The organism is Microcoleus sp. FACHB-SPT15, assembly GCF_014849525.1.
Lineage (GTDB): Bacteria > Cyanobacteriota > Cyanobacteriia > Cyanobacteriales > Coleofasciculaceae > Symplocastrum > Symplocastrum torsivum.
This window is the reverse complement of record NZ_JACJNU010000034.1, coordinates 60,572-86,082: the sequence shown is the minus strand read 5'-3', so window position 1 is coordinate 86,082 and position 25,511 is coordinate 60,572. Positions and strand designations below refer to the sequence as shown.

Below are 25,511 nucleotides of genomic sequence, written 5' to 3'. Positions count from 1 at the left end.
TAAGCCATGTCAACAGAAAGTTCCTGCTCAGTCGAAACAGCGACTTGGAATTAAAGGGTCTCTCCTCTTTTTTACCACCCCAATGGGTGGTCAGTTACTTCTGCCAGGATGCAATAGTGTTGTGGGTGTATTGAAGCGTTTGGGAGAGTCGGTGAGGCAGTAGTTCGCGATCGCATTCCAGTATTCAGGATCGGGGTTGCAGCGCGATCGCATTCCAGCATCCAGGCTAGGGGTTAAAGTGCGATCGCCTTTGTCCCGCTTCGCGATCGCATTCCAGTATTCAGGATCGGGGTTACAGTGCGATCGCAAGCAAAATATCAGTAACATCGACATCTGCCATTTCCAGAACCTGGCTAGACTCGAAATACACCACATGAAACCCCTGCTGTCCCAAGTCTGCCTTGAGTCGCTGCAATTCTGTAGACTTGCCACAGCCAATATGTCCGGTAAACAACTAACACGTCGGCTTATCCGGTGAAAGGCGGCTGATGGTTCGCCCCAACTCCCGCATAATATTACCCCCACGTACAGAAGAAAAATCAATATAGTACTTCCGCGCCTCAGGATTAGCTAAGTCCAAAGGGCTAGGGTTACAGGCTTGGTAGAATCTCCCCAAATCTAGTGCCATCAATCACCTCGCAATCAAATTCCAGCAAGCACTTCCACACCTTAACAATGACGTGATGAGATGCACCATTCTGAAGCCTTACGACCTCAGTTTCAGATGCAATGCTCATTACCGAAGCAAGCATCTGTTTCCATTCTGGTGGACTAAGAGCGAGAATTGCTTAAACACCTGTTTTCTCCACTCATAGCCCCAAGACAATTGCCATTTTTGTCCAGGATAACGACAGATTGAACACCTCTAAATTGCTTAAGTGTAGCTGTTACGGCACTTTTTGCACGAGCATCATCTCCAACTCCTGCCGAAACCACTGTCCGACAAAATTGCAGACGCGCAGCTCCGCTAGAGATTGATACATTAAAATCACTTCCACAGTTGGAGCTATCTCTTAATCGAACCGCTCCAACAAAACCCTTTTGCCTTTCAGCACTTGTTGGTCCTGCAATTAATTGTTCCACAGCAAACCGCGCTACACTTTGGCTTTGAGTTGTCCGGTTAACAGCTTCAACATAGCTAAAGTCATTATTGCTCCGGGGCTGTTTCGGAAAAAATACTTTGACTGCGTTTAGACGCGCCGCAATGGTTGGTGACGAGGCTGGCTGTGTCTTTAATTGAGCTGGTATCAACTCGCCAGATGATTTTATGGCTAATTGTGCTGAGTCACTGGATGAGGCGAACTTTTCTCCTACATTTGCCCACGCCGCCGACAACATTACTGTACACAAAAGACCAGAGACTACCAGAGGTGATTTGAAAAAGCGAAGCATTTTTCCTCCTTGTGCTTAATACGTTTTCTTTCTGAAACGCTTCTATATTGTTCACACTCCGGTTATAGAAGCTTTGCCGTCACGCTTTAGAGCCTGTATCGAAAACGGCAACCAGAACAGAAGATTGATGCATTAGTTAGGAAAATACATGGAGATTGGTCTAGCTAAATTCCTGAGGAAATCACCTTCGTAAATCAACTCTTGAGATTGAGGCACTGAGAACTTACTCAACCACGAGTAGGGTTAGGTATTTGTACCGAGCTGTTGCTCATATCGACAACGCTATGAGCAACAGCTCTTCTTATCAATCAAAGTAAATCTACTTAAAGATTGGTTTAATTTGATGCTGTATCAAGTTATACATTTAATGGGAGGTTAAATCTCTCTTTTAAATAATTTAATGTTTCTTTTCATTTCTACCTATTTATTCGCTAGGTAAAGATTCCTTAACAAATAGGAAATAATCATGCTCAACCCTACAGCGTCGAAAGAACCGTTACAAGCCCATTCTTCAACACTAAGCTTAGAGTTATTTCAAGTCATCATTAACAAATTCTTGGAAGATACTAAAGAGCTTTTTACGTCTTACTTAGAGAAGATGGGAAAGGCTTGGTGGGTTGAAATTATTACGAAAAAGCCTGATTGTACCTACTACTTTGGCCCCTTTGTCAGTCACCGTGAAGCTCAACTGGCTCAACTCGGCTACTTGGAAGACCTAGAACAGGAAAGACCACAACTAATTGCGATCGAGATTAAGCAGTGTCAACCTAAAGAGCTAACGGTATTTAAGGATGAATGGAGAGAGAAAACTTACATTAATATTTCGCCAGATCTGAGCGCGTAGACGACTTGTATTAAGCTTGCTCAGCATTCAAGTCCAAGTAAGGCAGATGGCAGAAGGGATTCTCTTGATGCCGATAGCCCAAGCCCGGAAAGCGACCTTTCATGAGCAAGGGTCACAATCCTCTTTTGCCCTCTGCCTCCTGCCCTTTACCTTCCGTTGAAGGCTTTTATGAGGTTGCCGAAGGTAGTTCACCAGTACGGACAGAGAGCGTGTTTGTCTGGTTTCCGCGACGCACCTTAATTTGTAGTACTTGATTCACGCCGCTGTTTTCAACAGTACGCTGTAACTGCTCAGCCGTGGTTATGGGTTTTCCTTCGATTTCGACGATGACATCTCCACGCCGAAGTCCACCGCTAGCAGCAGCAGTGTTGGGTAATACTTGCACCACTAAGACACCATTGACTTCCGGCACCATAAAGGAGGAGTTGGGGTCGCTGTTGTTCTCTGCGGCTATCTGAGGCGTCAGCGTTGCCATCCGAATTCCAAGATAAGGATGGGCAATTCTTTCACCCCGTGCCAGCTTAGCTGAAATTGTTTTAGCTTCGTTGATCGGAATTGCAAAACCAATTCCCATTGCATCAGGACGAATTGCGGTGTTGATGCCAATCACGTCCCCTTGTTGGTTCAGGAGTGGTCCACCTGAGTTACCTGGATTAATTGCAGCATCAGTTTGAATAAAGTCTAGTCGCTTATCAGGAATACCCACCTGAGTACTAGACCGCTGAAGGGTGCTGATAATTCCCAACGTAACCGTATTATCCAGCCCCAAGGGATTACCAACTGCGATCGCCCAATCACCCACCGACACCTGTCCGGAATCTCCTAGAGGTGCAACAGGCAAATCTCTACCATCAATTTTGACAACGGCGAGGTCAGTGACTTCATCTGCACCCTGTACCTTCCCCTCAAAACTACGTCCATCTTTGAGGAGAACAGTCACCTTATCTGCCTTATCGACCACATGAGCATTCGTGAGAATAATCCCACTGCTGTCAATAATGAAGCCTGACCCTTGACCCCGGAGGCGTCTTTCTTGTGGCATCTGGGGGAAAAAGTCCTCACCAAAAAAGCGCCGGAAGCCTGGGTCATCAAAGAATGGGTCAACACGGCGCGTGATTGTGCGTTCAGTATCAATCCGCACTACCGATGATCCCACTCGATTAACAGCTGATGTTACAAAACTGCCATTGGTAGCTGGGTTAGGTATTGGCTGCCGTTGAGCCAGCAGAGTTGGTGTTGCTGATTCTAAGCCCGGTGCGGGTCCTGCCTGAGATGGCAATACCTGATAAAAGCCAACCGTTAAAACGACACCAAGAACGATCGCAAGCAGGTAGGTACTCGTTTGGCGTAGAGAGAGAAAAAACTTTGTCAATCGCATAGCATCAATCTTGAATTCGGAGCATGTTTCTTGAAAAACTGTAGGAGAAGTTTATTTGTCGCTACAAGTAGTCATATAAATATTCTGACAGTTCAGTTAACTTTACTGGGATTCAACTGATGAGGACGCTTTACGGACTGTCTAGGTTTCTGTCGCATCAAGGATTATCGCTATAGATTCTCCGCTCTAGGCTAGGATCAGGAGTACAAATTTATTGATGGAAGAAGAGGGTGTTCAAGAAAGTTGGCAAGATGTGGAGAATCTTCCCTCTCCTTGCGCTTTCTCAAAAGGGGGTAAGCCTTATTAGCTTGGCAGCAGTGCCACAAATGCCCTCTATTCTCCTTGTCCCTTCCATCTGTTGATGAGTGTTCGTAATCCAAAAATTGGAGTTAACCCATTGATTAACGAAACCTTTGCCATTCCAGGGAAAGATGAGTGTACCCAAGAGCTGGATGTACATCACAGCCCGATAGAACATCATCATGGCGAGGTATCTACACATCGCCACGTTCATGACGAAGAATCTCTGCGGCGAATCGTCAATCGGCTTTCTCGGATTGAGGGACACATTCGAGGAATCAAAACGATGGTGCAGGAAAGTCGCCCTTGTCCTGATGTTCTGGTGCAAGTCGCTGCTGTTCGAGGCGCACTAGATCGAGTCGCACGAATTATTCTGGATGAACATTTAACCCAGTGCATCGGTCGTGCTGCCGAAGAAGGGAATATTGAAGTGGAAATCGAAGAGTTGAAAGCGGCTTTGGATCGATTTTTGCCGTAAGTAAGGATAGGTTTCTAATCAATGCCCTAAACAATCGGGCGGTCGGTTGATGAGTTTACCACAAGGTAGGGGCACGACATGTCGTGCCCCTAGGAAATCCTGAATTGCTGTATTCCAGCCAATTGAGAACTCCGATATTTACCTCCCCATCTCTCGCTGTAGTTCATCCGTGTTCGAGAAACTCAATTTGGGGTACTAAAGGGTCTTGAACAACACCGACACCCGTAAATCCCCAGCGTTGGAGTAACCCTTTTAACTGGCCTCCAGAAACTGTCTCTACAGCAAAGCGGTCAGCAACATCAGAACCGTGAGCATTGAGATAACTCAGAGCATCATAGTGTTCACGAAACATCAACAAATAGCTTTCCCCAGCGTCACGGCTACTTGCATTTGGCTGGGCAACTAAATAGCGACCATCAGCTCTAGAAAGAATCAGATAATAGATTTGAGTGAACATGGCAGGGAAACAGCATAAATACTTACTTCAGATCCTCCAGACGAATCCGGGGATCGACGAACTTCAGCAACAAGTCCGCTAACAAGTTGCCTACAATGAGCAGCACAGCCCCCATAATCAAGCTTGCCATCACCAAATAGAGGTCTTGCGCTCTTACTGCCTCCAGAATCAGACGCCCCAGTCCAGGCCAGTTGAAGAAAGATTCGGCAATAAAGGCACCACCTAATAAGCCAGCAAACTCAAATCCTAATAGTGTCACTAAGGGATTAACCGCATTACGAAGGGCGTGGATATATATGACCCGGTTTTCTGGGAGTCCCTTGGCACGAGCCGTTTGGATATAGTCTTGGCGCAGAACGTCAAGCATTTCTCCTCTCGTAATGCGCTGTAGACCAGCAAAGCCTGCGATAGATAGAGCAATTGTCGGCAAAATCAGGTGCCAGCCGATATCCAACATTTTACCGATTGGTGACAAATCTGCGTGATTGATACTCGTCATACCACCCACAGGTAACAAGGGGGAAACATTCTGCGCGACGATGAGCATTAGTAAGGCGGTGATAAAGCTAGGAAAGCCTTGTCCCCCATAACTAATGACTTGTAGACATCGATCAAATGCTCGGTTTTGATGAACAGCGGCAACAATACCAAGGGGAATTGCGATCGCCCAAGTAACAACAAGCGAGGCAATCGCCATGAGTAATGTTGCGGGGACTCGCTCCCACAACAAAGATGATACGGAACGGAAATAAGTAAAACTTATACCGAAGTCACCTCTTGTCACTACTCCCACCAGCCAACGCCAATACTGCACAATGGCTGGCTGATCCAGACCAAATTGTCGCCGTAGTTCCTCGATTCGCTCCGGCGAAATTTTTGGATTCTGCCGGAGGGTATCCAAGTAATCCCCTGGTGCTAGCTGAATGATTGCAAAACTCAAAGCAGATGCCAACAGTAAGGTCAACATCGCTTGCAACAAACGCTTCACAACATAGAGAAACGTCTCACTCGTAACTAACCGAGTGAGCCGATTGCGAAAGCCATCGAATCCATCCCGAACTGAGGAATCCTTCGTAGAAGAAGTCATAGTTAGTGTCCTTTGCCGTTTGTCAGTTGTGCTTCACCAATGACCAATGACTAACGACCACTGTTTAATACTCAATCAATGTCACAACTGGTACATTAGGCAGCTTTTGACGCCCACCTAAATCCCGTAGCTCGATGATAAACCCGAAACCCACTAATTCGCAGCCCGTTTGCTCGACGAGGGCAGCTGTCGCACCGGCTGTTCCACCCGTCGCCATCAAATCATCCACAATCAAAACACGACTGCCAGGATTGAAGGCATCTTGATGGAGTTCTAATCGATCCGTACCGTACTCCAGTTCATACTCAACTGAATGTACGGCGGCGGGGAGTTTACCCGGTTTCCGGACAGGGATAAACCCTGCTCCCATCTTGTAAGCCAGAGGGGGTCCGATAATAAAACCACGAGATTCCATTCCTACCACATAATCAGCCGCGAGTCCTGCCTCTTCACACTTTTGGGCAAGTGTATCAATTGTGCAGCGCAGTCCCTCTGGGTTGCGTAGTAGCGTGGTGATATCTCGAAATAAAATTCCTGGCTTGGGAAAGTCAGGGATATCGCGAATCAGAGACTTTAAATCCATTCTTCAGGTGAACTCACTTTCAAAGGCATTTTATGACTCAGCATTTATGACAGGAAGAGTATTCGGGTACAATCCCCAGTAACTTCCCATTCGCTTCCTGCACGCATCGTACAATAGAATGTTGGATCGTTTTTGAGCGATCGCAAACACTGATACGTTGAGCGTAGTAGAGCTGAGCAGACTAGGCATTAAATGCTAGCCTCGAAGTGGGGAAACACCCTGTAATTCAGCAACACTAGAAACTGGGCACAAATGCCAATGCAAGAAGTCAGCTATCCTATGGGCTACCAAGCCGCTTGAAATTACTTTTATAAGAACCAGTAACCTACAATCGCTAGTTGGAATGAATCTTTCTGTGAGCGTAATGCCGACAAACAGTCCTCCTGCCCAGTCCAAACCCCTAATTTTAGATAGTCTACCTGACATGCCTATCTCAGAGCGAGGGTGTCCGCCACGCACTCGGCAGCAGATCGACCTGATTTTACTTGCTATAGAAGCGTTGGAACTGGGCGGTTCTGAAGCCATGCTCTTTACGGCAAAAGAGCTAGAACTCCAGGATATTATTAAAAATCGCGTTTTGCTTTGGCGTCTGCGCTGCACCAATCCCTTACGACGCTCTCATACTCGTCGTCCACTGCAAGTCGAGGAAGCCAAGGCATTAGTGGTAATTGCCAGTCACATGGCACGAAAAATGACGGCTTTAATCCGGCAGTTATTACTGGCTTATCAACAACTGAGTGACAAGCAGGTACCACTGGAACACCATTTTCGCTTGTCTGAGTATCTAGAACGGTTCCGTGCTCATTTTCGGAGTCGGATGAATCCGCGACGTGCAAAAGTCGCTATTTACAACTCGGACGAGAAGTTGAACGAACTTGCACTATCGCTATTAAGTCAATTGCTGTTTTGTACAGGAACCTCTGGAATGCAACGCTTTTGGACTAGCCTGTTTGATGGAGAGGTAGCATGACTATTCAACGTCAGTACAGTCTCCCCAACTGCACGCTTATTCTTGAGGGCTTGAGTGATGGTAGTGCAGCAGGGGGTGGTCAAATTGATACCCGACCCTTGATGACGATTCTCGTCAATGCAGAATGCCGTTTTACAGGTCAGACACAATCTTTGAGCGGAGGACGTGACTTTTTAGAAAGCCTTGTGAGGGCTGTGAGTCGCTATGCTCAGGAATTTTTGAGTCAGGTACGTCATCCAAAGCTGCACGAGGAAAAGCCATCATTGGTGCAGTTGGAAAAAGTTCAGGAGAAGAATTTGCATCGGTTGACGCTGCTGCCAACTGATGAGGCTTCGTCTAAGGGAATGGTATCTAATTCCGTGTCTCATACTGGAGTACAACAAGGTAAGCTAATCCAGCTTGAGTTGACAACAGTGCAGCTATTTGACTTGGTAGAAGCGATCGATCAGTTTTTGGCAGATAGGCGCACACTACCTGACATGAATGTGTTGTTGCAGCCTCTATCTAAGCGCTACCGCAAAGCTGACCAACCGATCGCGAAACGGGCAGCACCAGCAACCCTAGGAATGGCAAGTTTAGCCTTCGCTGCGATCGCATTGTTCTTTGCACCCATCCCAGAGGTACGTTCACCCAAACCCGTGGCAGCTGAACCAAATTCTAGTGAGACGACCTCTCCTAGTCCAGGTGAACCTCTCTCAAGTGCTAGCCCTTCACCGACATCATCACCACCCTCAGCCAGTGATCTGGAGGAAGTCCTTGCCACAGTTCCAGAGATTACTGATCCAACACAACTACGTTTCCTACAACGAAACCTTTACACCAAGCTTGATCAATCGTGGGACAACCGTGACGAAGTGGATGAAAACTTAGAATATCGGGTTGGCGTTGGCAAAGACGGAGAGATTATCGGCTATAAGCCAGTTGATGAACAACCAAGCGATGCGGCTCAAGATACTCCCTTACCTGAGTTGCTCTACACTCCCACTAATGGCAGTGTTGCTAGTCAAGAACCGATTGCTCAGTTTCGGGTAGTCTTCAACAGAAGAGGCGTTCTGCAAATTAGCCCATGGCGCGGCTATACAGGTAAACCCAGTTTAGGACCAGAAATTACCGATGCATCTGTAGTCACTGAGTTAAATAACAAACTCTATGAAGAACTTAGCGAAAAATGGGAAGGAACTCCGCTCTCCAGACGAGATTTAGTTTATCGTGTGGCTGTTACCGAAGAGGGTGTGATTGCCGACTATGAGCCAAATAATCAACCCGCCTCAGATTATATCCGGGAAACTCCTTTGCCCAGCTTACATAAGCCGGAGGCGGCGGGTATTGGTGGTGCGGAGGCGGAGTTGTTACCTCAAAAACCCTTAGCTCAGTTCCGGGTAGTATTTAAGCCAGGTGGTGTTCTAGAAGTGAGTCCTCTGAGGGGGTCCAGATAACTCACAGCAAATACCGACCACGTACCAGTAATAAACATAAAAGCCCAGCATGAATATTAAAAGAGTTGGGAGTTCAACTCTGGGCGTAGGAGATGTCAGACAGTCTAAGACTGCAATCTCTGTCTGATGCCTGAATCCCATCGGCTTCTAGCCGTGGGAGGGGCTCAATATGAGTTACTTTGGCGCGGTTCCGATTCAAAAGGGTTGAGCAACCTCTGATAATGAACACAGCGATCGCATGGCCCACTGGGGTTGATCGCACATCGAACCAACTCAGAGCGAGCATTGTATGAGCAAGTGATGTCTCCAATCACCCAGCGCCCGTCCAACAGACTGACCTCCGCTGGAATCTCACATTTTTGAACGTAGAGAGCAATCTTATGAAGCTGATAACGTCCTGATCTGAGCAGATAGCGATGCCTGCGTTCTAAAACCATGTAGGTCTGACCCTCGACTTCCAGGTAGGCTCCCGGCTGGGGATTCCAGTCTAGATATAGATGACCAAGGGTAAAACGCGAATGGCTCAGAATGACTTCTGCGGGCAGAGAATTCAACTTCATAACGAATTAATATCGACAGACTGCCAGAAACTTTAAATCAATAGACCTGTCTTGAAAATGGAGGCTGAAACAACGCTAAATCGTTCCTATCCTATTTTCATCCTTAGTTGGGAGCGAAGGCTCATGGTCATCTCTTGCAAAAGGGTGTTTTGCAAGAGGAGGGAAAAGGGAAAGGAATCTTCTTCCCTTTCCCCATGCCCTTTAACCTTTTCCCTGAGTTTTGCCAGAAGTCTACGACAAAGCAGCCTGACGCTCTTTAGCTTCCTTGATCACCTCTTCTGCGACGTTATTTGGGCAAGGAGCATAGTGTGAGAACGACATCGAGAACTGTCCACGCCCAGATGTCATGGTACGCAGGTCACCAATGTAGCCAAACATCTCGCTCAACGGCACATCTGCCTTGATGCGAACCCCCGTCGGGCCTGTTTCCTGAGCTTTGATCATCCCTCGGCGGCGGTTAAGGTCACCGATAACATCGCCCATGTAATCATCTGGCGTGAATACATCGACATTCATGATCGGTTCGAGCAGCTGAGGCCCAGCCTTAGGAATGGACTGCCGATAGGCGGCTTGTGCAGCGATCTCAAATGCGATCGCCGACGAGTCAACCGGATGGAAACCACCGTCTGTGAGCGTGAACTTCAAGTCCATGCAGGGGAACCCAGCCAATACGCCTCGGTCAAGGCAGCTCACAAAGCCTTTTTGCACCGCTGGCCAGTACTCTCTCGGCACGTTGCCACCCGTCACCTTTGACTCAAACTGGAAGCCAGTGCCTGGTTCACCTGGCTCAATCACATAGTTGATCTTGGCAAATTGACCAGAACCACCAGACTGCTTCTTGTGAACGTAGCCGTCTTCGAGGCGCTTAGTAATCGACTCGCGGTAAGCTACCTGTGGTTTACCCACTTCCACTTCCACCCCATGAGTGCGCCTCAGGATATCAACCTTGATGTCTAGATGCAGCTCACCCATCCCCTTAAGAATGGTCTCGCCGCTCTCCTCATCAGTCACCATATGGAAAGACGGGTCTTCCTGCACCATCTTAGTCAGCGCCATTGCCATCTTCTCTTCACCGCCTTTTGCTTTCGGTTTGACAGCAATAGAAATAACGGGTTCTGGGAAGACCATCGGCTCCAGCGTTGCAGGATTTTTGGGATCGCAGATGGTATGCCCGGTCTGAATGTTCTTCATACCGACGATCGCAACGATGTCACCCGCCTGCGCTGATTCGATCTCTTCGCGAGAATTGGCGTGCATCTCAACCAAACGGCTGATCCGCTCGGTCTTACCTGTAGCGGTGTTGAGCACGGTATCGCCCTTTGACAACTTACCGGAGTACAGGCGCGTAAAGGTTAAAGCACCATAGCGATCGTCCATGATCTTAAACGCGAGTGCCCGTAATGGCTTCTCTGGATCGACAATGGCAAATCCGCCCGTTTCATTCCCTTCCAGATCGATCTCTGGCTGCGGTTTGACCTCAGTCGGGTCTGGTAGGTAGTCAACTACGGCATCCAGAACCAACTGCACACCCTTATTCTTAAACGACGAGCCGCAGTAGGTAGGGAAGAATGCCATATCGCGGGTACCCTTGCGAATACACCGCTTAATCGAATCGATATCCGGTTCTTCCCCTTCTAGATACTGTTCCATCAGGTCATCGTCCTGCTCAACCGCCAGTTCGATCAACTGTTCGCGATAAGCCTCGACATCATCGACCATATCGGCAGGAACATCCTTAATCTTGTAGTTCATCGGATCGCCGGAGTTGTCCCATACCCATGCCTTACGGGTCAGCAGATCGACCACACCGCAAAACTGCTCTTCAACGCCAATCGGCAGCACCATCACCAGTGGCTTAGCCGCAAGCACTTTTTCGACTTGCTTGACAACACGGTAGAAATCGGCACCCGTGCGATCAAGCTTATTGATGTAGATGATGCGAGAGACTTTCGAGTCGTTAGCATAGCGCCAGTTAGTTTCCGATTGCGGTTCGACCCCACCGGAACCACAGAAAACACCAATGCCACCATCGAGAACCTTAAGGGAACGGTAGACCTCAATGGTGAAATCAACGTGACCTGGGGTATCGATGATGTTCAGTTGGTGGTCATTCCAGTAACAGCTAGTCGCAGCCGACTGAATTGTAATACCGCGCTCTTGCTCCTGTTCCATGAAGTCTGTCGTCGCCGCGCCTTCATGTACCTCACCAATCTTGTGGATTTTACCCGTCAGTTTCAGGATTCTTTCAGTTGTGGTCGTCTTGCCAGCATCCACGTGAGCGAAGATGCCGATGTTTCGATAACGAGTGAGATCTTTCATAATTGTTCTTTGGATTAAATGCAACAAACCATTGGCGACCACCTGCAAGCGTGACAATCAATGTTGCCTTCTTCGCCAGTGCAGGCTGGATTTCGAGAACGCGGAATATCAAGAAATCCTTTCCCCGTTACTGGCAACATTACTAATTGTAAAATGTGGGATGTCAAGGTTGTAGCGGTAGAGAAGTGAAAATAGGACAATTACAGGGCGGATTACCCGTACAGGAGGAGTTCGTGGGTAATTCTTGAGATTGAAGACCGTTGAATTAGCGATCGCGACAAGGCGCTAAAACTGAGTGAAGAGTTTAGGACAATGCCCTAAACTTCACATTTTGACGGAGCTTGTTTATCACACGTTTATTGGTGTCAAATCTCGGTAATCTTGATTGCGCCAGGTAGAGCTAATTTGTACTTGCTCAGCAGCTATGTCGTTAAGCAACCGTCATCACCAGTTGTTCAACGGTATCCGCATCAGTGGGTAGAGCGGCTGTCAATACGTCGCTACCTTCCTCAGTGACCAAAACATCATCTTCAATGCGAATACCCCGGACATCGGCAAATTGAGTAAGACGCTCCCAATCTACAACCTCTTGATACTTTGATCGTAGGGAAGGGTCATTCAGAATTGCTGGCACTTGATAGAAACCCGGTTCAATGGTAACCAGCATTCCTGCTTTTAGTGGTCGATTGAGCCGCAGATAGCTTAAGCCAAAGCGATCGCTTCTAACTCTTCCTTCCTCATAACCCGCCAAATCCCCAAAATCTTCCATATCGTGGACATCTAAGCCCAAAAGATGTCCAACACCGTGAGGAAAAAATAGGGCATGAGCATCCATTTCTACCAAATCTGACACCTGTCCCCGCAGAATGCCCAAATCGACTAATCCTTGGGCAATTACTGATGCTGCCAAAAGATGAAGGTCACGATACTCGATTCCAGGACGGATTTTATCAATACAGGCATCATGAGCCGCTAACACAACATCGTAAAGGTCACGCTGAGTTGTTGAGAATTTGCCTGTGACAGGCCAAGTACGTGTGATGTCAGCTGCCCATCCTGCCACGGTTTCAGCCCCAACATCAGCAAGCAGTAAATCTCCAGGTTGTAGGGGATGGTGATACTGCTCGTTGTGGAGTACTTCACCGTGAACGGTGACAATGCTGCTGTAGGCACAGGTCATGTTGTGAGCAATAATTACGCCCTCCATCGCACCCCGTACTGCGGCTTCCACCTTAGCGGTAGGTGTTGCCTTCATCCCCGCTTTATGGGCTTCTACAGTCACCACAGCGGCTTGACGTAACATTGAGAGGGCACCAGTGTCGTGGCAGAGTCGTAAAGACGCGATCGCTTTTACCAACTCTTGATCAATTCCAGTACATACATCTGCTGGTGCCACAGGTCGATCTAAAATCTGAGCTTGTTGCAAGCAAGTGGTGGCATTTTGGACAGCAACCGTTGCTGCACCTTTTGCTCGTGATGGGAGTTCTGACAGAGTAAAGGCAGCATCCGCCCCAATCGTCTGAGCGATTTCCTCCCGTTTGGGCATCTCTCCATGCCAAAGCGCACTAGCAGGAGAATCCTCGTCCATAAACAGTTCAAGCTTCCCCTGATTGAGGCAGATTGCCGCGTTCTCTAGTGGTAAACCTGCAAAGTACAGAAAGTGACTACTCGCCCGAAACGGGAATACATTGTCCGGATAGTTGCGCGAACTTCGTAACCCTGACCAGAGAATCACTGGAAAATCAATTAACTGGGCGAGACGTTCACGCCGATGTTGCAGAGTTGTTGTGAGCGAATCGTAATGCTTTAGAGTCTCCATGATCAGGAAGGTAGCACGAGATGTCTAGAAGGAGCAGCAATTATTCTGGGTCATCGTCTTCCTGAGAGTCCTCATCCTCGTCTTCCTCGTCTTCCTCATCCTCATTCTCTTGGTTAGAGTTGTTAGGCTGATCTTCCTCTTGTTCTGTAGATTCATCGCCTTGCTGTGGCTGTTGACAGGCTGTGAGAGAGAATCCGGTACTGACCAACAGCAATATCAGAACGACAAACTTCATCCAAATTGGTTTTCTCATCTTTGCGCCTGCTTCAGACATCAGTGATTTTTGAGCTTTTCATTGTATCTCTAATCTATAAGGAATAATTTTTAGGCAAATATTTAGCGAGGTGTCAAAACCTCAGAACGATTACCAGTGGAATCTTCAAAAATTGCGCCACGTCGTAGCAGGACAAGCTTTGTCTCCTCAGAAATTCCCTGATTCTTGGCAAATTGCGTATTCTCAACATTCGCCCCTCTTAAATCAGCCTCACTCAGGTTTGCCCCACTCAAGTTTGCCCCGCCTAACTCAGCAATACTCAAATTTGCCCGCATGAGATTAGCACTGCCCAGATTGGCACTGCCCAGATTGGCAAGGCTCAAGTCAGCAAGGCTCAAATCTGCTCCCCGAAGATCAGCACCGCTCAAGTTGGTGCGGATCAGGTCAGCACTGCTCAAGTTAGCTCGGATCAAGTCAGCGCTGCTCAGGTTGGCTCGGATCAGGTTTACACCACCCAAATCAGCAATGCTCAAATTTGCCCCACTGAGATTGGTGCCCCGCAATTTAGCACCACTGAGTTTGGCATCACTCAGGTCAGCCTCACTAAGGTTTGCCCCGCCTAAATCAGCACCACCAAGGTAGGCTCCACCAAGATAGGCTCGAATCAGGAATGCTCCCTTGAGATTGGCATCCTTGAGGTCTGCACGACCGAGGTTAGCTCCCCTGAGTTTTGTGTCCTTGAGGTCGGCATTTCTAAGTCTGGCAGTTCTGAGGTCAGCCCCCCGGAGGTCAGCTTCACTCAGGTCAGCTTCACTCAAGTTGGTACCGCACAGGTTCGCATCACTCAAATTCGCACTATTTAATCCAGCCCCTCTCAAGTCTGCTCCCCTAAGATTGGCTCCTCGGAGGTTAGCACTTCTGAGGTCGGCATCGCTCAGGTTAGCCTGACTCAAGTTTGCTCCTCTCAAGTCTGCGCCTCTCAGGTTTACTCTCTGAAGATTGGCGCTTCTAAGGTCAGCCCCCCTAAAGTCGGCTTCAATGAGTTCAGCTTCACTCAGATTGGTATGGCTGAGGTCAGCCTCAATGAAATCTTTAGCAATATTTAGACCAGCAATTGCTGTTAACTGCTCAAGATTATCTGTTTTGGCTTCTAAAACACGCTGAATCAGGACGTGCAGTTCCTGAAGAGATTTGTCATCAGTCATAGTGCAACTCCGCTCGACTGAGGTAAGGCTTGAGTTTTGGTTCTAGCAAACGCTGGATGATTAATCGGTCTAACACAGCTCGTTTATTGCGACTAATGTCTGGCGGCCATAACCCCTCAGCATCAGTCAGACACAGATCTCGTTTGGACACTTCAAAGATTGCTTCTACACGACAAGGCAAAGCAATCACATTCAAGGTTGCCAATTTTGCCTTCTTCAGGAAGCCTTTTAAAACGGGTTCACCCATCTCCTGCTCAAAAATCCAAACGGGATTCTCTTCGGAAACCTTTGTTGTTATATGACAGATGCTAGGTGGGGATTGCTCTGTTCTACCTAACTTTTGTCCTACACCAACATTTGCTTGAGGCTGAGCTTGACTGCCATTTGAAGAGGGATTGGCAGCACGTATACGAATGTCTCTACCCTTTTGCTCTTTACCACGTTCGGGTTTTTGCCTTTCTCTTTGAAGGAAAAGTTCAATAGAGCCAATAAGTTCACGCGACTCAAGAGGGATTTCGCCATTTTCTAGTTTGACTCGCAGTTCTCCACCTTTTAGCCCAAACTTGACACGACCTTGTTTGAGCGTCTCCCATTGCTCGCCGAAGTTAATCGTCAACAGCAGGTCAATCGGCTGTGTGTCGGTGATTAAATGCCACAAGTCAATACTGTCCTGGCTCCCTGGCTGAACCGGAATTCCTTCCAACTTCATGTATAGGCAATTTGGGCAGTTGTTTTTAGGCTCCGGCTGAGGCTTGGTAGGAAGAGAAGGTTGCATTGCCAAGCTGGAATCGGTAGTGCAAGGTGCTACCTATAAAGGTACATGACTCGGCAATCCGTTGGTGTCAAGTGCTGCTTAAGCTTTACAATCGAATCTAACACTGACAGCATTCTTTGAAGCTGGTATCAGCTAAATCTTCAAAAATAGCTCCCCGTCGAATCCAATCTAGTTTTGTTTTCTCACAAATCCCTGAAATCCTAGCAAACTTAGCCTTCTTTAAATTTGCCCCCCTCAGGTTCCCCTCACTCAAGTTGACTCCACGTAAAATCGCTCCGCCTAGGTTGGCACCACATAAGGTTGCGCCGCTCAGGTCGGCACCGCTTAGATTGGCTCCTCTGAGGTCAGCGATGCTCAAATCTGCACGGATTAGATCAGCACCTGACAGATTAGCTACACTCAAATCGGAGCAAATTAGGTCGGCAAGGCAAAGATTGGCGCGAATAAAATCAGCACGGCTCAAGTTTGCCCGAATTAAGTTGACGCCACTAAGATTGGTTCCATTGAGGCTAGCTCCACTCAGGTTGACCCCACCTAAGTTTGCTCCGCCTAAGTTTGCCCGACTTAAATCAGCTCCACCGAGATTCGCTCCTCTCAGGTCAGCACTGCTCAGATCGGCACAGATTAAGTTGGCGCGGATTAGATTGGCACGACTAAGATTAGTACAATTGAGATTAGCGTCGCTCAAATTTGCCAAGGTGAGGTTAGCATCGCTTAAGTCAGCCTCGCTGAGGTTTGCCTCACTGAAGTCAACTCCGCTCAAAAGCGCCCCTCTAATATTGGCAGCATTCAGGTTAGCTCCCCTGAGATCAGCATCACTCAGGACAAGACCTCTTAGCCGAGTACTCCTGAGATCAGCTCCTGCAAAGTCTTCTGTAGGGTCTAGACCAGCAATTTTTACAATTTCCGAGAGATTATCGGTCTGTGCTTTAACAACACCTTGGATAAGGCTTTGTAGTTCCTGAAGCGATTCGTCGTCAATCATGTATATCATGTGTTACTTCCTTAGACTGATATTAAGCTGAAAATTTAAATTCAATACCAGCAGAATATCTATGATTTTTAAGGTTGCCCTCTCTCGGTAGGGTCAATCGAAGTATCTTTTGTTGAATTGAGATTGAAGCCTCAATCTTCAAACGATTAAAGACTAATCAGGTAGAACCAGAAAATTTTAGTAACCTTTAAGCCTTTAGTCTGAGAGAAAAAATTCTCAAAGGGTACAACAAATTACTTTCCTCGTTCACTATTTTTCCCAAACCTTGTGTCCTGTAAGGTACTGCCAACGCCTTGAATCACTCCGCGAACAACTAAACCGATGCCTCTTCCTAGTACTTGTGTGAGGACGTAAACAACACCTTTGCCAACCCAAGCCACAACACCTCGTAGACGAGGTGCGATCGCATCCCGTGTCTCATACGCTAAAGTTACCGCTAACGGAATACCTCGAAGCTGTTCTAACTCCTGACGTCGAGGCGCATAAATTGAAGTTTTTTTGATACCTGTATCACTCAAAACAAATAACTCATATCGACTTTCAAAGATGGCTCGTGGCTCTTCTAGCCCTTGTAAAGTCCGATATCTCCAAGAGAGATTATTACGAAATCGAGCTAGTTCTCGCGATGAAATCAAATGCCGATCATAGAAACTTTGCTTAATCGTCTCCACATCTGAAAACTCATTTAAAAGTGGTTGAACAACAGCATTAGCCACTTGAAGGATTAGATTATGAAGTACTAGTTCTGCCCGTGCCATTGCTTCAGGAGTCTGGGCGGGATAAGAAACATTATCAATGATTAACGGTGCTTCAAATAGCTGCTGAGTTAATAAGTCAACCACGAAAGGAATTTTATCTAAAATTGCTGTTTGAACAAGGGCAGCATCGCTGAGTAAAATATTAACAACTTCAAACCCGTTTTCTTCAATTGGCAATGTATAATACTTGCCAAAAAAATCTATGATTGACACTTGCCACAAATCTTGTAGGATTAGCGATCGCTTTTGAGGTAGCTGCTCAAGCGTTACTTGGGAGAAACGCAATTCCTGAAGAATATCCTCAAATTTTTGCAAGACGATATAAAGTAAGTCTTGCTTTTTCTCAGGAGAGAGAATATCAATTTCTAACACAACACCTGTGAGATTTGATAACCCTGACTGGAGTTTCGCTAATGTCAGCTCAAATAGCGTCGATTGCTGAGGAATTTGACTAAGCTCAGCGTTAGCTAGCCGCGATGCTGGGACTAGTTGTTGCCTGGAGATAGAGGATTGGGAACTCGAAGAAAGTGAGCGAGTCGGTGTTGCGGGTACAGAAGGAAGTCCGAGGCTATCAGCTGCACGTAATGAAGGAGAATTTTGTCCCCCTATCCTCTCCCGTTCCACGACGATGACATCAGTAGGCAATAGTTGATTCACTACCCAACGTGCTGCCCGAAGTTCGCGACGGCGTCCGCTCCAAAATAGCCAGTCCAGATTGGAAAGATTGGGATTCTGAAGCTCTTGATTGACTAGCGCTAGTGCCTCTTCAATTTGCCGCAATCCGTAAGAGCGCATTTTGTAATGCCAGCTTGGAGGGCGTACAGAACTTGTCAGTACTGGTGACTCTGTTGAAAGTGTCTGCCACGCAGGTTGACCCGACCTAATCTGACGTATGGCTTGGACAAGTGTAGCGATCGCACTTCCCTTAGCACAATACCCCTCGATCCCAGACTCCTTTACCGATAGCAGCAAAAGCGGTTCTGATTGAGCCGTGAGTAGTAGAACTGGCAAGTCAGGGTACTCTGTCTTTAGCTGCTGACATAGGGACAACCCGGATAAGGAATTGGGGCGAGAACCACCACTATCGAGTTCCAAAACAACCAAATCAACAGTATTCTGACTAACCAGACGACCTAAAATCTCTGGAGCAGCAATACCCGTATCTGCCTCCGCCACAACTTGCAAGTCAGGAAACGATTCTAGAGCTGTGCGTAGCCCTAACCGGAAGATGGGGTCATCATCGACTAGGAGAAGTCGAGTTAAGCCGTGGATACTGTCGCGTGTGGCGTTGCTATCGCTCATGAAACTGATGGGCAAGCGCTCCAAGAAAAGTGGATTAAATTAAGCTTAAAGCAGTAAGAAAATCTCTTAAACCACATACAGGCAACTGCTACAGTCTACTAGAAAGTCCGGTTGCCTATCTTTTTTATCAAACATGGATACTGAGGAACTACTTTTGCGTTATGCCGCTGGAGAGCGAGACTTTACTGGAGCGAAGCTCTCCAGAGCTTCGCTTATTGGCGCAACACTGGTGGGAGCTAATTTCTGGGGCGCGGACTTGAGTGGCGCTAACCTTGCTAGAGCAAAACTCTGGGGAGCCAACCTGAGTGGCGCTAACCTTGCCAAAGCTAACTTGACAAGAGCAAATCTAAGCGGAGCGAAACTCAATGAAGCAAATTTACGGCAAGCTAAACTCAACTTTACCAAGCTTTTTGGAGCTTCTCTAAGTGGAGCGTACTACGATGAAAGTACCCGTTTTTCTAAGGGTTTTGACCCCCAAAGTCAAAATATGCGGAAAATGTGACATCTGTAGAGAAATCTGATTCTCTCGTTATCCTGAACACTGCCTCTTGCGTCAGTATGCCTCAGGAGTAAGCGACTGAGCTTCACGGTTAAGGGCGGCGCTTTGTTCTATCCAACTATTTTTTAAGGCTTCAGCTTGACTGTAAAGTGCCCGTTCAGGGGAGATTTGAGAGATGGTAGCGATCGCAACATCGAAACGACCTTGAGCGGCAAGGGCGACTGCGGCTTCCAGAATCGGACGATCTTCGGCAGTTTGAACTTGAGCGACCCAATCGCTAATTGCAGTTTGTGCTTGAGCATACAGTGCTCGATCAGAACGAATCTGTCCTGCTGTAGAAATGGCGGCAATCAAATCTCGACGCTGGGCAAACGCCTGTGCTAAATCCAAGATGGGCTGGTCTTCGATGGTTTGAATTTGCCGATTCCATTTTGCGATCGCACTTTGAGCATCAAGACGCAGGGGCTGACCTAGCTCAATAGTACTGGCGATTTCCACGGCTGTCTTCAATTCTCTAAGTGTCCCTCGCTCTGCCAGTTGTTTAGCACTGGCTAGTTGGTTCCGGTCTTCAATATGTTGAATTTCCTTTCGCCATTGAGCAATCAGCGTCTGGGCAAATATTCGTTGAGGACGTTTCGGGACAACCTGTGTTGCTTGGTTGATCGCTATTTTGAGTGTCTTTTGTTGATCAAAGCTTGCGAGTAAGCGGGCAACTTGTAACTTTGTGTGGTCTTGTAAGTAAGACTGCCAGAGTGTCGCTTGGGTTGAGGCTTTGCGGTACAGTGGGCTTTTGGATTCAATTTGGCGTACTGCTGCGATCGCATCCAATAAAGCGAGAATGGTATCTTTCTTAGCCATCTCAAATGCACGACTCAGGTGAATCCAATCTTGAGCTTCCTGATACAGGGGAGTATTTGCAGGAATGCGCTCTAGCACGTTAACTGCACTGTCATACTCTTGTTGGTCAAAATACGTTACCGCGATTTGCACTATAGTACGACTCCATTGGGTCTGTTCTGCTTTCGCCTTGACTTTGACATAGGTGTTAGGGTTAACCTTCCCCGCTAATGCGATCGCTTCCTCCAACTGGTCTAGGCGATTCAATTTTGCTAAATCCCGTGCCTCCTCTAGCTGTTCCCATGCAAGTTTTTCGGCTGCAAGCTGCCGCATTAGCGCATCAACACGCGATATACTCCAATATTCCCGGTTACTGGTGGACAACTCAGCAATCATCTGAGATGCTTGCTGCCACTTTTGTACTTTCAAGGCTTCTTTAAATTGGTTAACTAGCGCTTCGCTGCGTTGCCACTCTTGTTTCCAGGTAGCAATTAAGGCTTGTGCTTCAGGATAAAGAGGGCTATTGACAGGAACTTTGCTGGCAATGCTGACGGCTTCGGATTGCTTACCTTGGCTGATTTTCTGTTGTGCAATTTCTAAAATCAATCCTGACCATTTCTCCAGCATCCGCCGTGATTCTGGGTAGAGGGGATGATTGGGAGACCACTGCTGAACTAAGGTGATGGCGGCTTCTAATTTCTCTAATTTTCCAGAGGTTGCTCCAATTTGGGCACAGAATAAGCGATCGCCATCAGTAGCCAAGCGCGAGAGGTTTTGGCAATCAATGGGAGGTGGTAGCTTGGTGAGCCATAACACTCCTGCGGTAACAGTAACTCCCATAAAGGAGAGAAGACTTAACCACACGAGCGACCAGCGCCAAGCGCGGCGAAATGAGCGGCGAGGCTTTGGATCACAGATGAGGAGAGCGGATGAGGACGTGAGGTTTGCCTCGACTCTTGCTCTCTGGCGTTCTCGCCTTCTCTGGGCAACTTGAATAAGCAGTTTGCGTTCCCGGCGTTTACGAAAGCGACGGGTTTTTTTGACATGAAATCGGTCTAATTCTTTTCTTGGCACAGATCAACGATTAGTCCCTGATGGGTAATGGAGAGCTAATACGATTTTCTTCGGCTACGCTGGAAGAGCCAGACCTAAATGGGCGACTTGCCCAGGGCTGGAATCCTTTGACACGCACTCATTGTATAAGGTTCAAAATAAGATGAGTGACCAATTTTGGAGTGACTAGGGTGGCATGAGCCTAAGCATCCGGCATTGGCTAGTAGAGCGCAATATTGAACTTGCCCAACTAGGGCACCCTAGTGCCCAAATTGCTGGCATTGCTTTTCGTATTGCCCAAGATATGGAGGTCAAAAGCCTCAGCCCTTTTTCGATCAGTGCTTTAACTGACGTTTTGGAGCTACCGTTAAAAGCGGCATGGCAGGTTGCAGAACCTATCTCCCAGTTGAGTGTAGGATTGCTACGCATTCTCAGTCGAAAAAAGCCGTTAAGACGTAATGAAGGAACCTGGCTTGCCTTTCAAGTGGCTTATCTTAATGCCTTACAAGGAATTTTAGAGCAAGAATTTCTAGTTGCAAGACCTTGGGTTGATCGAGCCTCAGTGCCAGCGGGTCAAGATGCAGCTCAACCATTAAACGACTCGCAACTCCTAGCTTTGCTAAAAACCCTACGTCCAGGACGGCTTAGCGATAGTCAGGCGGAACAAGCCCTTTCATTAGTGGCTGAGTCGTTTCTAGTGCAACAGATGAATAGTTTAGCGATCGCTTGGTTTATCGCCAATGGTGCGGAGGAAACCGAAGCGAAACTGCTGACACAGCGGATCAGTAATGGATTACCGGGTTATCTCCTCAAAGTGATTGCCGAGAATGCTCTACCCTTGGCGCAACTGCAAAAGTTTGTGCGGCTGGGCAGTTTAAGCAGTTCGCGAGATGCCACAACCCCAGAAGAGACTCCTGATCGAGAAATCACCACAGCGACGTTACCGATTGACTTGGATCGGGAATACTATCGAGCAGACCTTGCTTGTTCGTTGAGCGAACCTTTGTTAGGCGAACCCTTTTCTCTGAAAGATTTATACATTCCCCTCAAAGGGCAAGTGCTTAAAGATGAGGGATTCTCCTTGCAAAACTACTCCATCTTCCTGGCACCTAGAGTCTTAAATCCTCCACGTCCGGTGGATTTGATGGACTGGGCAATGTCGCAACTGGAAGAGAAGACTAGTCTTGCCGTCATTGAAGCCGATCCCGGTAGTGGGAAGACGAGTTTTTGCCAAATGTTGGCGTATCGAGTCTCTCAAGAACTTTATCCTAACTGGATGCCTGTGGTCATCCAGCTTTCAAAGGCGACGTTAGGTCAAACCCTTGAGCAGACTCTCAATTCTGCCTTCCCGATTGGACGCTTCACAGATACGGATGGCTGGTTGTCTGTTAATTCGCCTCCCTGCTTATTGATTCTCGATGGTTTGGATGAACTGCCCCGTTCGTCCCAGACACAACGCCACCTCTGGACGTTTATGGAGCAGGTGCTGCGATTCCATAGCCAGAATACAGCTTCATCGGGTCTTCCTCGTCACAAGCTGATTCTTACGAGTCGTCGCGCAACCCTGGATCGTCTGACGCGAAAGTATCGACAACGTAGTACCCAACCGATGCCTGCGCCACTACAGCGAATTGCCATTGAACCGATGGGGCAGGAGGAGTTTCGACACTGGTTTGTTGCGTGGGCAAAACTACAATCGAAGACTATTGCTCAGGTGTATTTTTCGTTCCTCAAACACGGAGGAGTATTTCAACACCGCTCAACAGGCAACGACTTTGCGGCTTTGCTCACACGTCCTCTGATGCTGTATCTTGTAGGGCTTTTACACCGAGATGCTTGGGTGGATGAAAGCATCTTTTTACTGAACGCCTCCCAAGCCAAGTTTGAAATTTACGACCGGATGATGCGGTGGCTGTTGGGTGAATCTACGGCTGGCAGTGGCCCACCACCGGAGTTAATCCGGGAAGGGCTTGCTCATGCTAGTCGCTCACAGGAAGCGATCGCTAATTTGCTGGAAAATCGCTCTCCCCAAGTGCTGCGTCATCAAATGCAAGTAGCAGCACTAACGATGATTCAAACTGGGCAATATCAAGCAGCGTCTACCGCTATCCAGAAGCGTCTCAACGGTGAACCGACGACTCGTGTATTCTTTCCCTCACTACCAGCTCTCTTCTTCCGCTCTCAGCGAACTACGGCGATTTGGGGTGCAAGAGCGACGGATGATAACCTAACGACAGTTGGAGGCTTCCAGGACTCAGTTGTCCAAACACCTCGACGCTACTCAAGATCGGATGCGGCTGCCGACTCCCATGCCCCAAAATCCCTAATCCAAAATCCAATTATTGAATTTTCTCACCCTAGCTTCGGGGAATATCTGGGTGCTGAAGCCATTGCAGTTCAGCTTCAAGCGATGACTCAACCCGTTAAAAATCAATACGGTGAAGTTAGCTTTGTCATTTGTGAAGCTGTTAACGTCGCTCAGCATCTCTACACGTTGTTGAGTTATGGTTTAATGTCGGCTGAAATTGAAGAACGTGTGGTGCTGCGTCTCCTACAAGAGGAAAAGCGTAATGCTGATAACTTCTCCTTTCGAGTTCTCTTTGAACGCCTATACCGTTTTTATCGCGCTTACTGTCGAGGGCGATGGCTGGATGAAGGCATTGCTCATCAAGCGCATTCCCAGCTCAAAGAACTCAACAACCCCTTGACTGCTTTACAAGTTGATGCTGCTGTTGGGTTGAATGTTTTCTTGTTGCTTTGTGCGATCGCACAAGCGGCTCAAATTCCCTTCTGGCCTTGTGGCAACCCAGATAATCTACAAGAGTTTGATGCCGACCAGCTACTAAATTTTATCAATCGAATAGCTGCACTTTCTCCAACTACCTTTTGGGAGCGTGCGCGGCAGAGTTTAAGGAAAGTCCAGCTAGCAGATGCTTGCCTAAACCAAACGATGCTGGCTGAGGCAAACTTATGGCAAGCTAATTTATCAGACGCTGAATTAGTTGGGATTAATTTAGCCGCTGCTAATCTCCAAAATGCTAATTTGTCTTGGGCAAATCTTGCAGGAGCAAATCTATCCAACGCTAATCTGATTGGAGCTAATTTAGAAGGCGCTGATTTATCAGGCGCTAATCTTAAAGGAGCCAATCTTACATCAGCGAATCTTGTTAGTGCTTGCTTATTTCAAGCTCGATTGGATGAACAAGCTAAAAACTTTGCCACGAGAAGCGGAGCTTTCTTTACCCTGGAAGATTTCCAAGCTTACAATCAGTCTTTAGCTCCAACAAGGATTATTAGCAATCTTGACGAAGATGATCTTTTGGCAGAAGAACCGACAATCTTTATTGAGAGTGCTGAAGGAGAGCCAAGCTTACCGGATGTGAGGTATGAGTACAATCCTGATGACTACGACGGTGATACAGCACAAATTGAGAATCTAGATCAAGAAAATCCAGCTTTTCCTGACTACGATGATGGTGCCATTGAACAGGATGAAACTATAAGGCTGTATGACCCGGCAACCACTGACATTGAGATTCCCAAAAACTCTTTTTAGAGGGTGTTTTATGGCAATTTTCTCAGGTTATGAGTAGTCGCGGCTATAAGCTGTTTGAGTGCCTCTATACCGATGCTTGTGATTGATTCATCCGGTAGCCGTAGAAATCAATCTTATATTCCGTAATCCTCACACCTGTTTGCTCCTCAATTTGCTTGAGCAATTCTTCAGGCAGTTCTACATACACATCGACAATCTGGTTGGTATCCAGGCAGTTGACGTGACTATGAGCATCACAAACATTACCATACAGCCGTCCATCAGACCGCTCAATACACTCAATAATGCCCTGACTGGATAGCGCTTCTAAATTCTGATACACAGAGGTATGACCGATCGCTTTACCTTGCTGATTCAAACGGTCATAAATTTCTCGCGCCGACATATGCTCTTTGGCTTGCCAAAGTAGTTCCAGAATGAAGCGACGCTGGCGGCTTAGACGCATCCCCAATACCTGGCATTGATTGAGGGCATCATCAAGAGAGCGAATGGGTTTAGCAACTGCCGCTTCGTTTTGCATTTTTGGTGTTTTTAATTGATTGGTTAGCTGATTCATATCCCTGTCTCCCATTCTATCGACGAGACTTAAGTCCTTACGTCCTGGCATCAGTAACCTAAAACCTGGAATTGTAATAACAATGCCCAAAAACTTGCTGAGGGACAGCTGGCAACTGCTTAAGTACGACACCCGGTAC

The 25,511-nt window shown here is 47.4% G+C and carries 22 protein-coding genes and 1 pseudogene; 6 read left to right on the top strand and 17 right to left on the bottom strand.

Annotation, left to right across the window (positions count from 1 at the left end):
• Nucleotides 1-90: 90 nt before the first annotated feature.
• From H6F98_RS11990 to H6F98_RS11980, 3 genes and pseudogenes are all read right to left on the bottom strand, one after another.
• Nucleotides 91-327 (bottom strand): hypothetical protein, encoded by a 237-nt coding sequence (locus H6F98_RS11990; RefSeq protein WP_192218917.1) that lies wholly within the window; start codon nucleotides 325-327, stop codon nucleotides 91-93.
• Nucleotides 299-628 (bottom strand): annotated as a pseudogene (locus H6F98_RS11985) (ATP-binding protein); the annotation flags it as partial. The gene H6F98_RS11990 and the pseudogene H6F98_RS11985, both read right to left, overlap by 29 nt.
• Nucleotides 629-771: 143 nt before the next feature.
• Nucleotides 772-1,392: a GerMN domain-containing protein gene (locus H6F98_RS11980; RefSeq protein ID WP_192218916.1), complete on the bottom strand. Its 621-nt coding sequence runs from the start codon at nucleotides 1,390-1,392 to the stop codon at nucleotides 772-774.
• A 466-nt stretch (nucleotides 1,393-1,858) separates the two neighbouring features.
• On the opposite strand from H6F98_RS11980, the gene H6F98_RS11975 reads away from it, so the two are divergent.
• Entirely contained in the window at nucleotides 1,859-2,236 is a 378-nt protein-coding gene (locus H6F98_RS11975; RefSeq protein WP_242058498.1) for a DUF1816 domain-containing protein, read from the top strand.
• A gap of 166 nt (nucleotides 2,237-2,402) precedes the next feature.
• Here H6F98_RS11975 and H6F98_RS11970 read toward each other — a convergent pair whose 3' ends face one another.
• Nucleotides 2,403-3,614: an HhoA/HhoB/HtrA family serine endopeptidase gene (locus tag H6F98_RS11970; protein WP_192218915.1), complete on the bottom strand. Its 1,212-nt coding sequence runs from the start codon at nucleotides 3,612-3,614 to the stop codon at nucleotides 2,403-2,405.
• 361 nt (nucleotides 3,615-3,975) lie between these two features.
• On the opposite strand from H6F98_RS11970, the gene H6F98_RS11965 reads away from it, so the two are divergent.
• On the top strand, nucleotides 3,976-4,392 hold the full coding sequence (locus H6F98_RS11965; protein ID WP_242058497.1) for a metal-sensitive transcriptional regulator: 417 nt from the start codon (nucleotides 3,976-3,978) through the stop codon (nucleotides 4,390-4,392).
• A 163-nt stretch (nucleotides 4,393-4,555) separates the two neighbouring features.
• Here the strand turns inward: H6F98_RS11965 and H6F98_RS11960 are convergent, their stop codons facing one another.
• The 3 genes from H6F98_RS11960 to H6F98_RS11950 all read right to left on the bottom strand — a co-directional run bounded on the left by H6F98_RS11960 (nucleotide 4,556) and on the right by H6F98_RS11950 (nucleotide 6,519).
• Nucleotides 4,556-4,849: a hypothetical protein gene (locus tag H6F98_RS11960; RefSeq protein ID WP_192218914.1), complete on the bottom strand. Its 294-nt coding sequence runs from the start codon at nucleotides 4,847-4,849 to the stop codon at nucleotides 4,556-4,558.
• A gap of 22 nt (nucleotides 4,850-4,871) precedes the next feature.
• Complete coding sequence (locus tag H6F98_RS11955; RefSeq protein ID WP_192218913.1) at nucleotides 4,872-5,936, bottom strand: ABC transporter permease; 1,065 nt, start codon at nucleotides 5,934-5,936, stop codon at nucleotides 4,872-4,874.
• Nucleotides 5,937-6,000: 64 nt separating this feature from the next.
• On the bottom strand, nucleotides 6,001-6,519 hold the full coding sequence (locus H6F98_RS11950) for an adenine phosphoribosyltransferase (protein ID WP_192218912.1): 519 nt from the start codon (nucleotides 6,517-6,519) through the stop codon (nucleotides 6,001-6,003).
• A gap of 343 nt (nucleotides 6,520-6,862) precedes the next feature.
• On the opposite strand from H6F98_RS11950, the gene H6F98_RS11945 reads away from it, so the two are divergent.
• Together H6F98_RS11945 and H6F98_RS11940 are read left to right on the top strand one after the other, a co-directional pair.
• Complete coding sequence (locus H6F98_RS11945) at nucleotides 6,863-7,489, top strand: DUF3038 domain-containing protein (RefSeq protein ID WP_192218911.1); 627 nt, start codon at nucleotides 6,863-6,865, stop codon at nucleotides 7,487-7,489.
• Nucleotides 7,486-8,925 carry a DUF4335 domain-containing protein gene (locus H6F98_RS11940; protein ID WP_192218910.1) on the top strand — a complete coding sequence of 480 codons (1,440 nt, stop codon included), beginning with the start codon at nucleotides 7,486-7,488 and terminating at the stop codon, nucleotides 8,923-8,925. Before H6F98_RS11945 ends, H6F98_RS11940 begins: the two co-directional genes overlap by 4 nt.
• A gap of 164 nt (nucleotides 8,926-9,089) precedes the next feature.
• On the opposite strand, the gene H6F98_RS11935 is transcribed toward H6F98_RS11940, so the two are convergent.
• From H6F98_RS11935 to H6F98_RS11900, 8 genes are all read right to left on the bottom strand, one after another.
• Nucleotides 9,090-9,485: a DUF6464 family protein gene (locus H6F98_RS11935; protein WP_192218909.1), complete on the bottom strand. Its 396-nt coding sequence runs from the start codon at nucleotides 9,483-9,485 to the stop codon at nucleotides 9,090-9,092.
• Nucleotides 9,486-9,716: 231 nt separating this feature from the next.
• The gene (gene fusA, locus H6F98_RS11930) at nucleotides 9,717-11,804 is read right to left on the bottom strand and encodes an elongation factor G (RefSeq protein ID WP_192218908.1); all 2,088 of its coding nucleotides are present in this window, start codon (nucleotides 11,802-11,804) and stop codon (nucleotides 9,717-9,719) included.
• Nucleotides 11,805-12,234: 430 nt separating this feature from the next.
• Nucleotides 12,235-13,623 (bottom strand): aminopeptidase P family protein, encoded by a 1,389-nt coding sequence (locus H6F98_RS11925; RefSeq protein ID WP_192218907.1) that lies wholly within the window; start codon nucleotides 13,621-13,623, stop codon nucleotides 12,235-12,237.
• 40 nt (nucleotides 13,624-13,663) lie between these two features.
• Entirely contained in the window at nucleotides 13,664-13,876 is a 213-nt protein-coding gene (locus H6F98_RS11920; protein WP_192218906.1) for a hypothetical protein, read from the bottom strand.
• A gap of 83 nt (nucleotides 13,877-13,959) precedes the next feature.
• The gene (locus H6F98_RS11915) at nucleotides 13,960-15,042 is read right to left on the bottom strand and encodes a pentapeptide repeat-containing protein (RefSeq protein WP_192218905.1); all 1,083 of its coding nucleotides are present in this window, start codon (nucleotides 15,040-15,042) and stop codon (nucleotides 13,960-13,962) included.
• Nucleotides 15,035-15,817, bottom strand: coding sequence for a hypothetical protein (locus tag H6F98_RS11910; protein ID WP_192218904.1), 783 nt, complete (start codon nucleotides 15,815-15,817; stop codon nucleotides 15,035-15,037). The genes H6F98_RS11915 and H6F98_RS11910 overlap by 8 nt, the downstream gene beginning before the upstream one ends.
• A 97-nt stretch (nucleotides 15,818-15,914) precedes the next feature.
• Nucleotides 15,915-16,802: a pentapeptide repeat-containing protein gene (locus H6F98_RS11905; RefSeq protein ID WP_192218903.1), complete on the bottom strand. Its 888-nt coding sequence runs from the start codon at nucleotides 16,800-16,802 to the stop codon at nucleotides 15,915-15,917.
• A gap of 242 nt (nucleotides 16,803-17,044) precedes the next feature.
• The gene (locus tag H6F98_RS11900) at nucleotides 17,045-18,871 is read right to left on the bottom strand and encodes a DUF3685 domain-containing protein (RefSeq protein ID WP_192218902.1); all 1,827 of its coding nucleotides are present in this window, start codon (nucleotides 18,869-18,871) and stop codon (nucleotides 17,045-17,047) included.
• Between the two features lie 133 nt (nucleotides 18,872-19,004).
• Between H6F98_RS11900 and H6F98_RS11895 the strand changes: the two genes are divergently transcribed.
• The gene (locus H6F98_RS11895; protein WP_192218901.1) at nucleotides 19,005-19,373 is read left to right on the top strand and encodes a pentapeptide repeat-containing protein; all 369 of its coding nucleotides are present in this window, start codon (nucleotides 19,005-19,007) and stop codon (nucleotides 19,371-19,373) included.
• Nucleotides 19,374-19,424: 51 nt separating this feature from the next.
• Here H6F98_RS11895 and H6F98_RS11890 read toward each other — a convergent pair whose 3' ends face one another.
• The gene (locus H6F98_RS11890; protein WP_192218900.1) at nucleotides 19,425-21,281 is read right to left on the bottom strand and encodes a hypothetical protein; all 1,857 of its coding nucleotides are present in this window, start codon (nucleotides 21,279-21,281) and stop codon (nucleotides 19,425-19,427) included.
• Between the two features lie 175 nt (nucleotides 21,282-21,456).
• Here H6F98_RS11890 and H6F98_RS11885 point away from each other — a divergent pair, with 175 nt between their 5' ends.
• Nucleotides 21,457-24,816 carry a pentapeptide repeat-containing protein gene (locus H6F98_RS11885; protein ID WP_192218899.1) on the top strand — a complete coding sequence of 1,120 codons (3,360 nt, stop codon included), beginning with the start codon at nucleotides 21,457-21,459 and terminating at the stop codon, nucleotides 24,814-24,816.
• Between the two features lie 64 nt (nucleotides 24,817-24,880).
• On the opposite strand, the gene H6F98_RS11880 is transcribed toward H6F98_RS11885, so the two are convergent.
• Nucleotides 24,881-25,336 (bottom strand): Fur family transcriptional regulator, encoded by a 456-nt coding sequence (locus H6F98_RS11880; protein WP_192218921.1) that lies wholly within the window; start codon nucleotides 25,334-25,336, stop codon nucleotides 24,881-24,883.
• Between the last annotated feature and the right edge of the window lie 175 nt (nucleotides 25,337-25,511).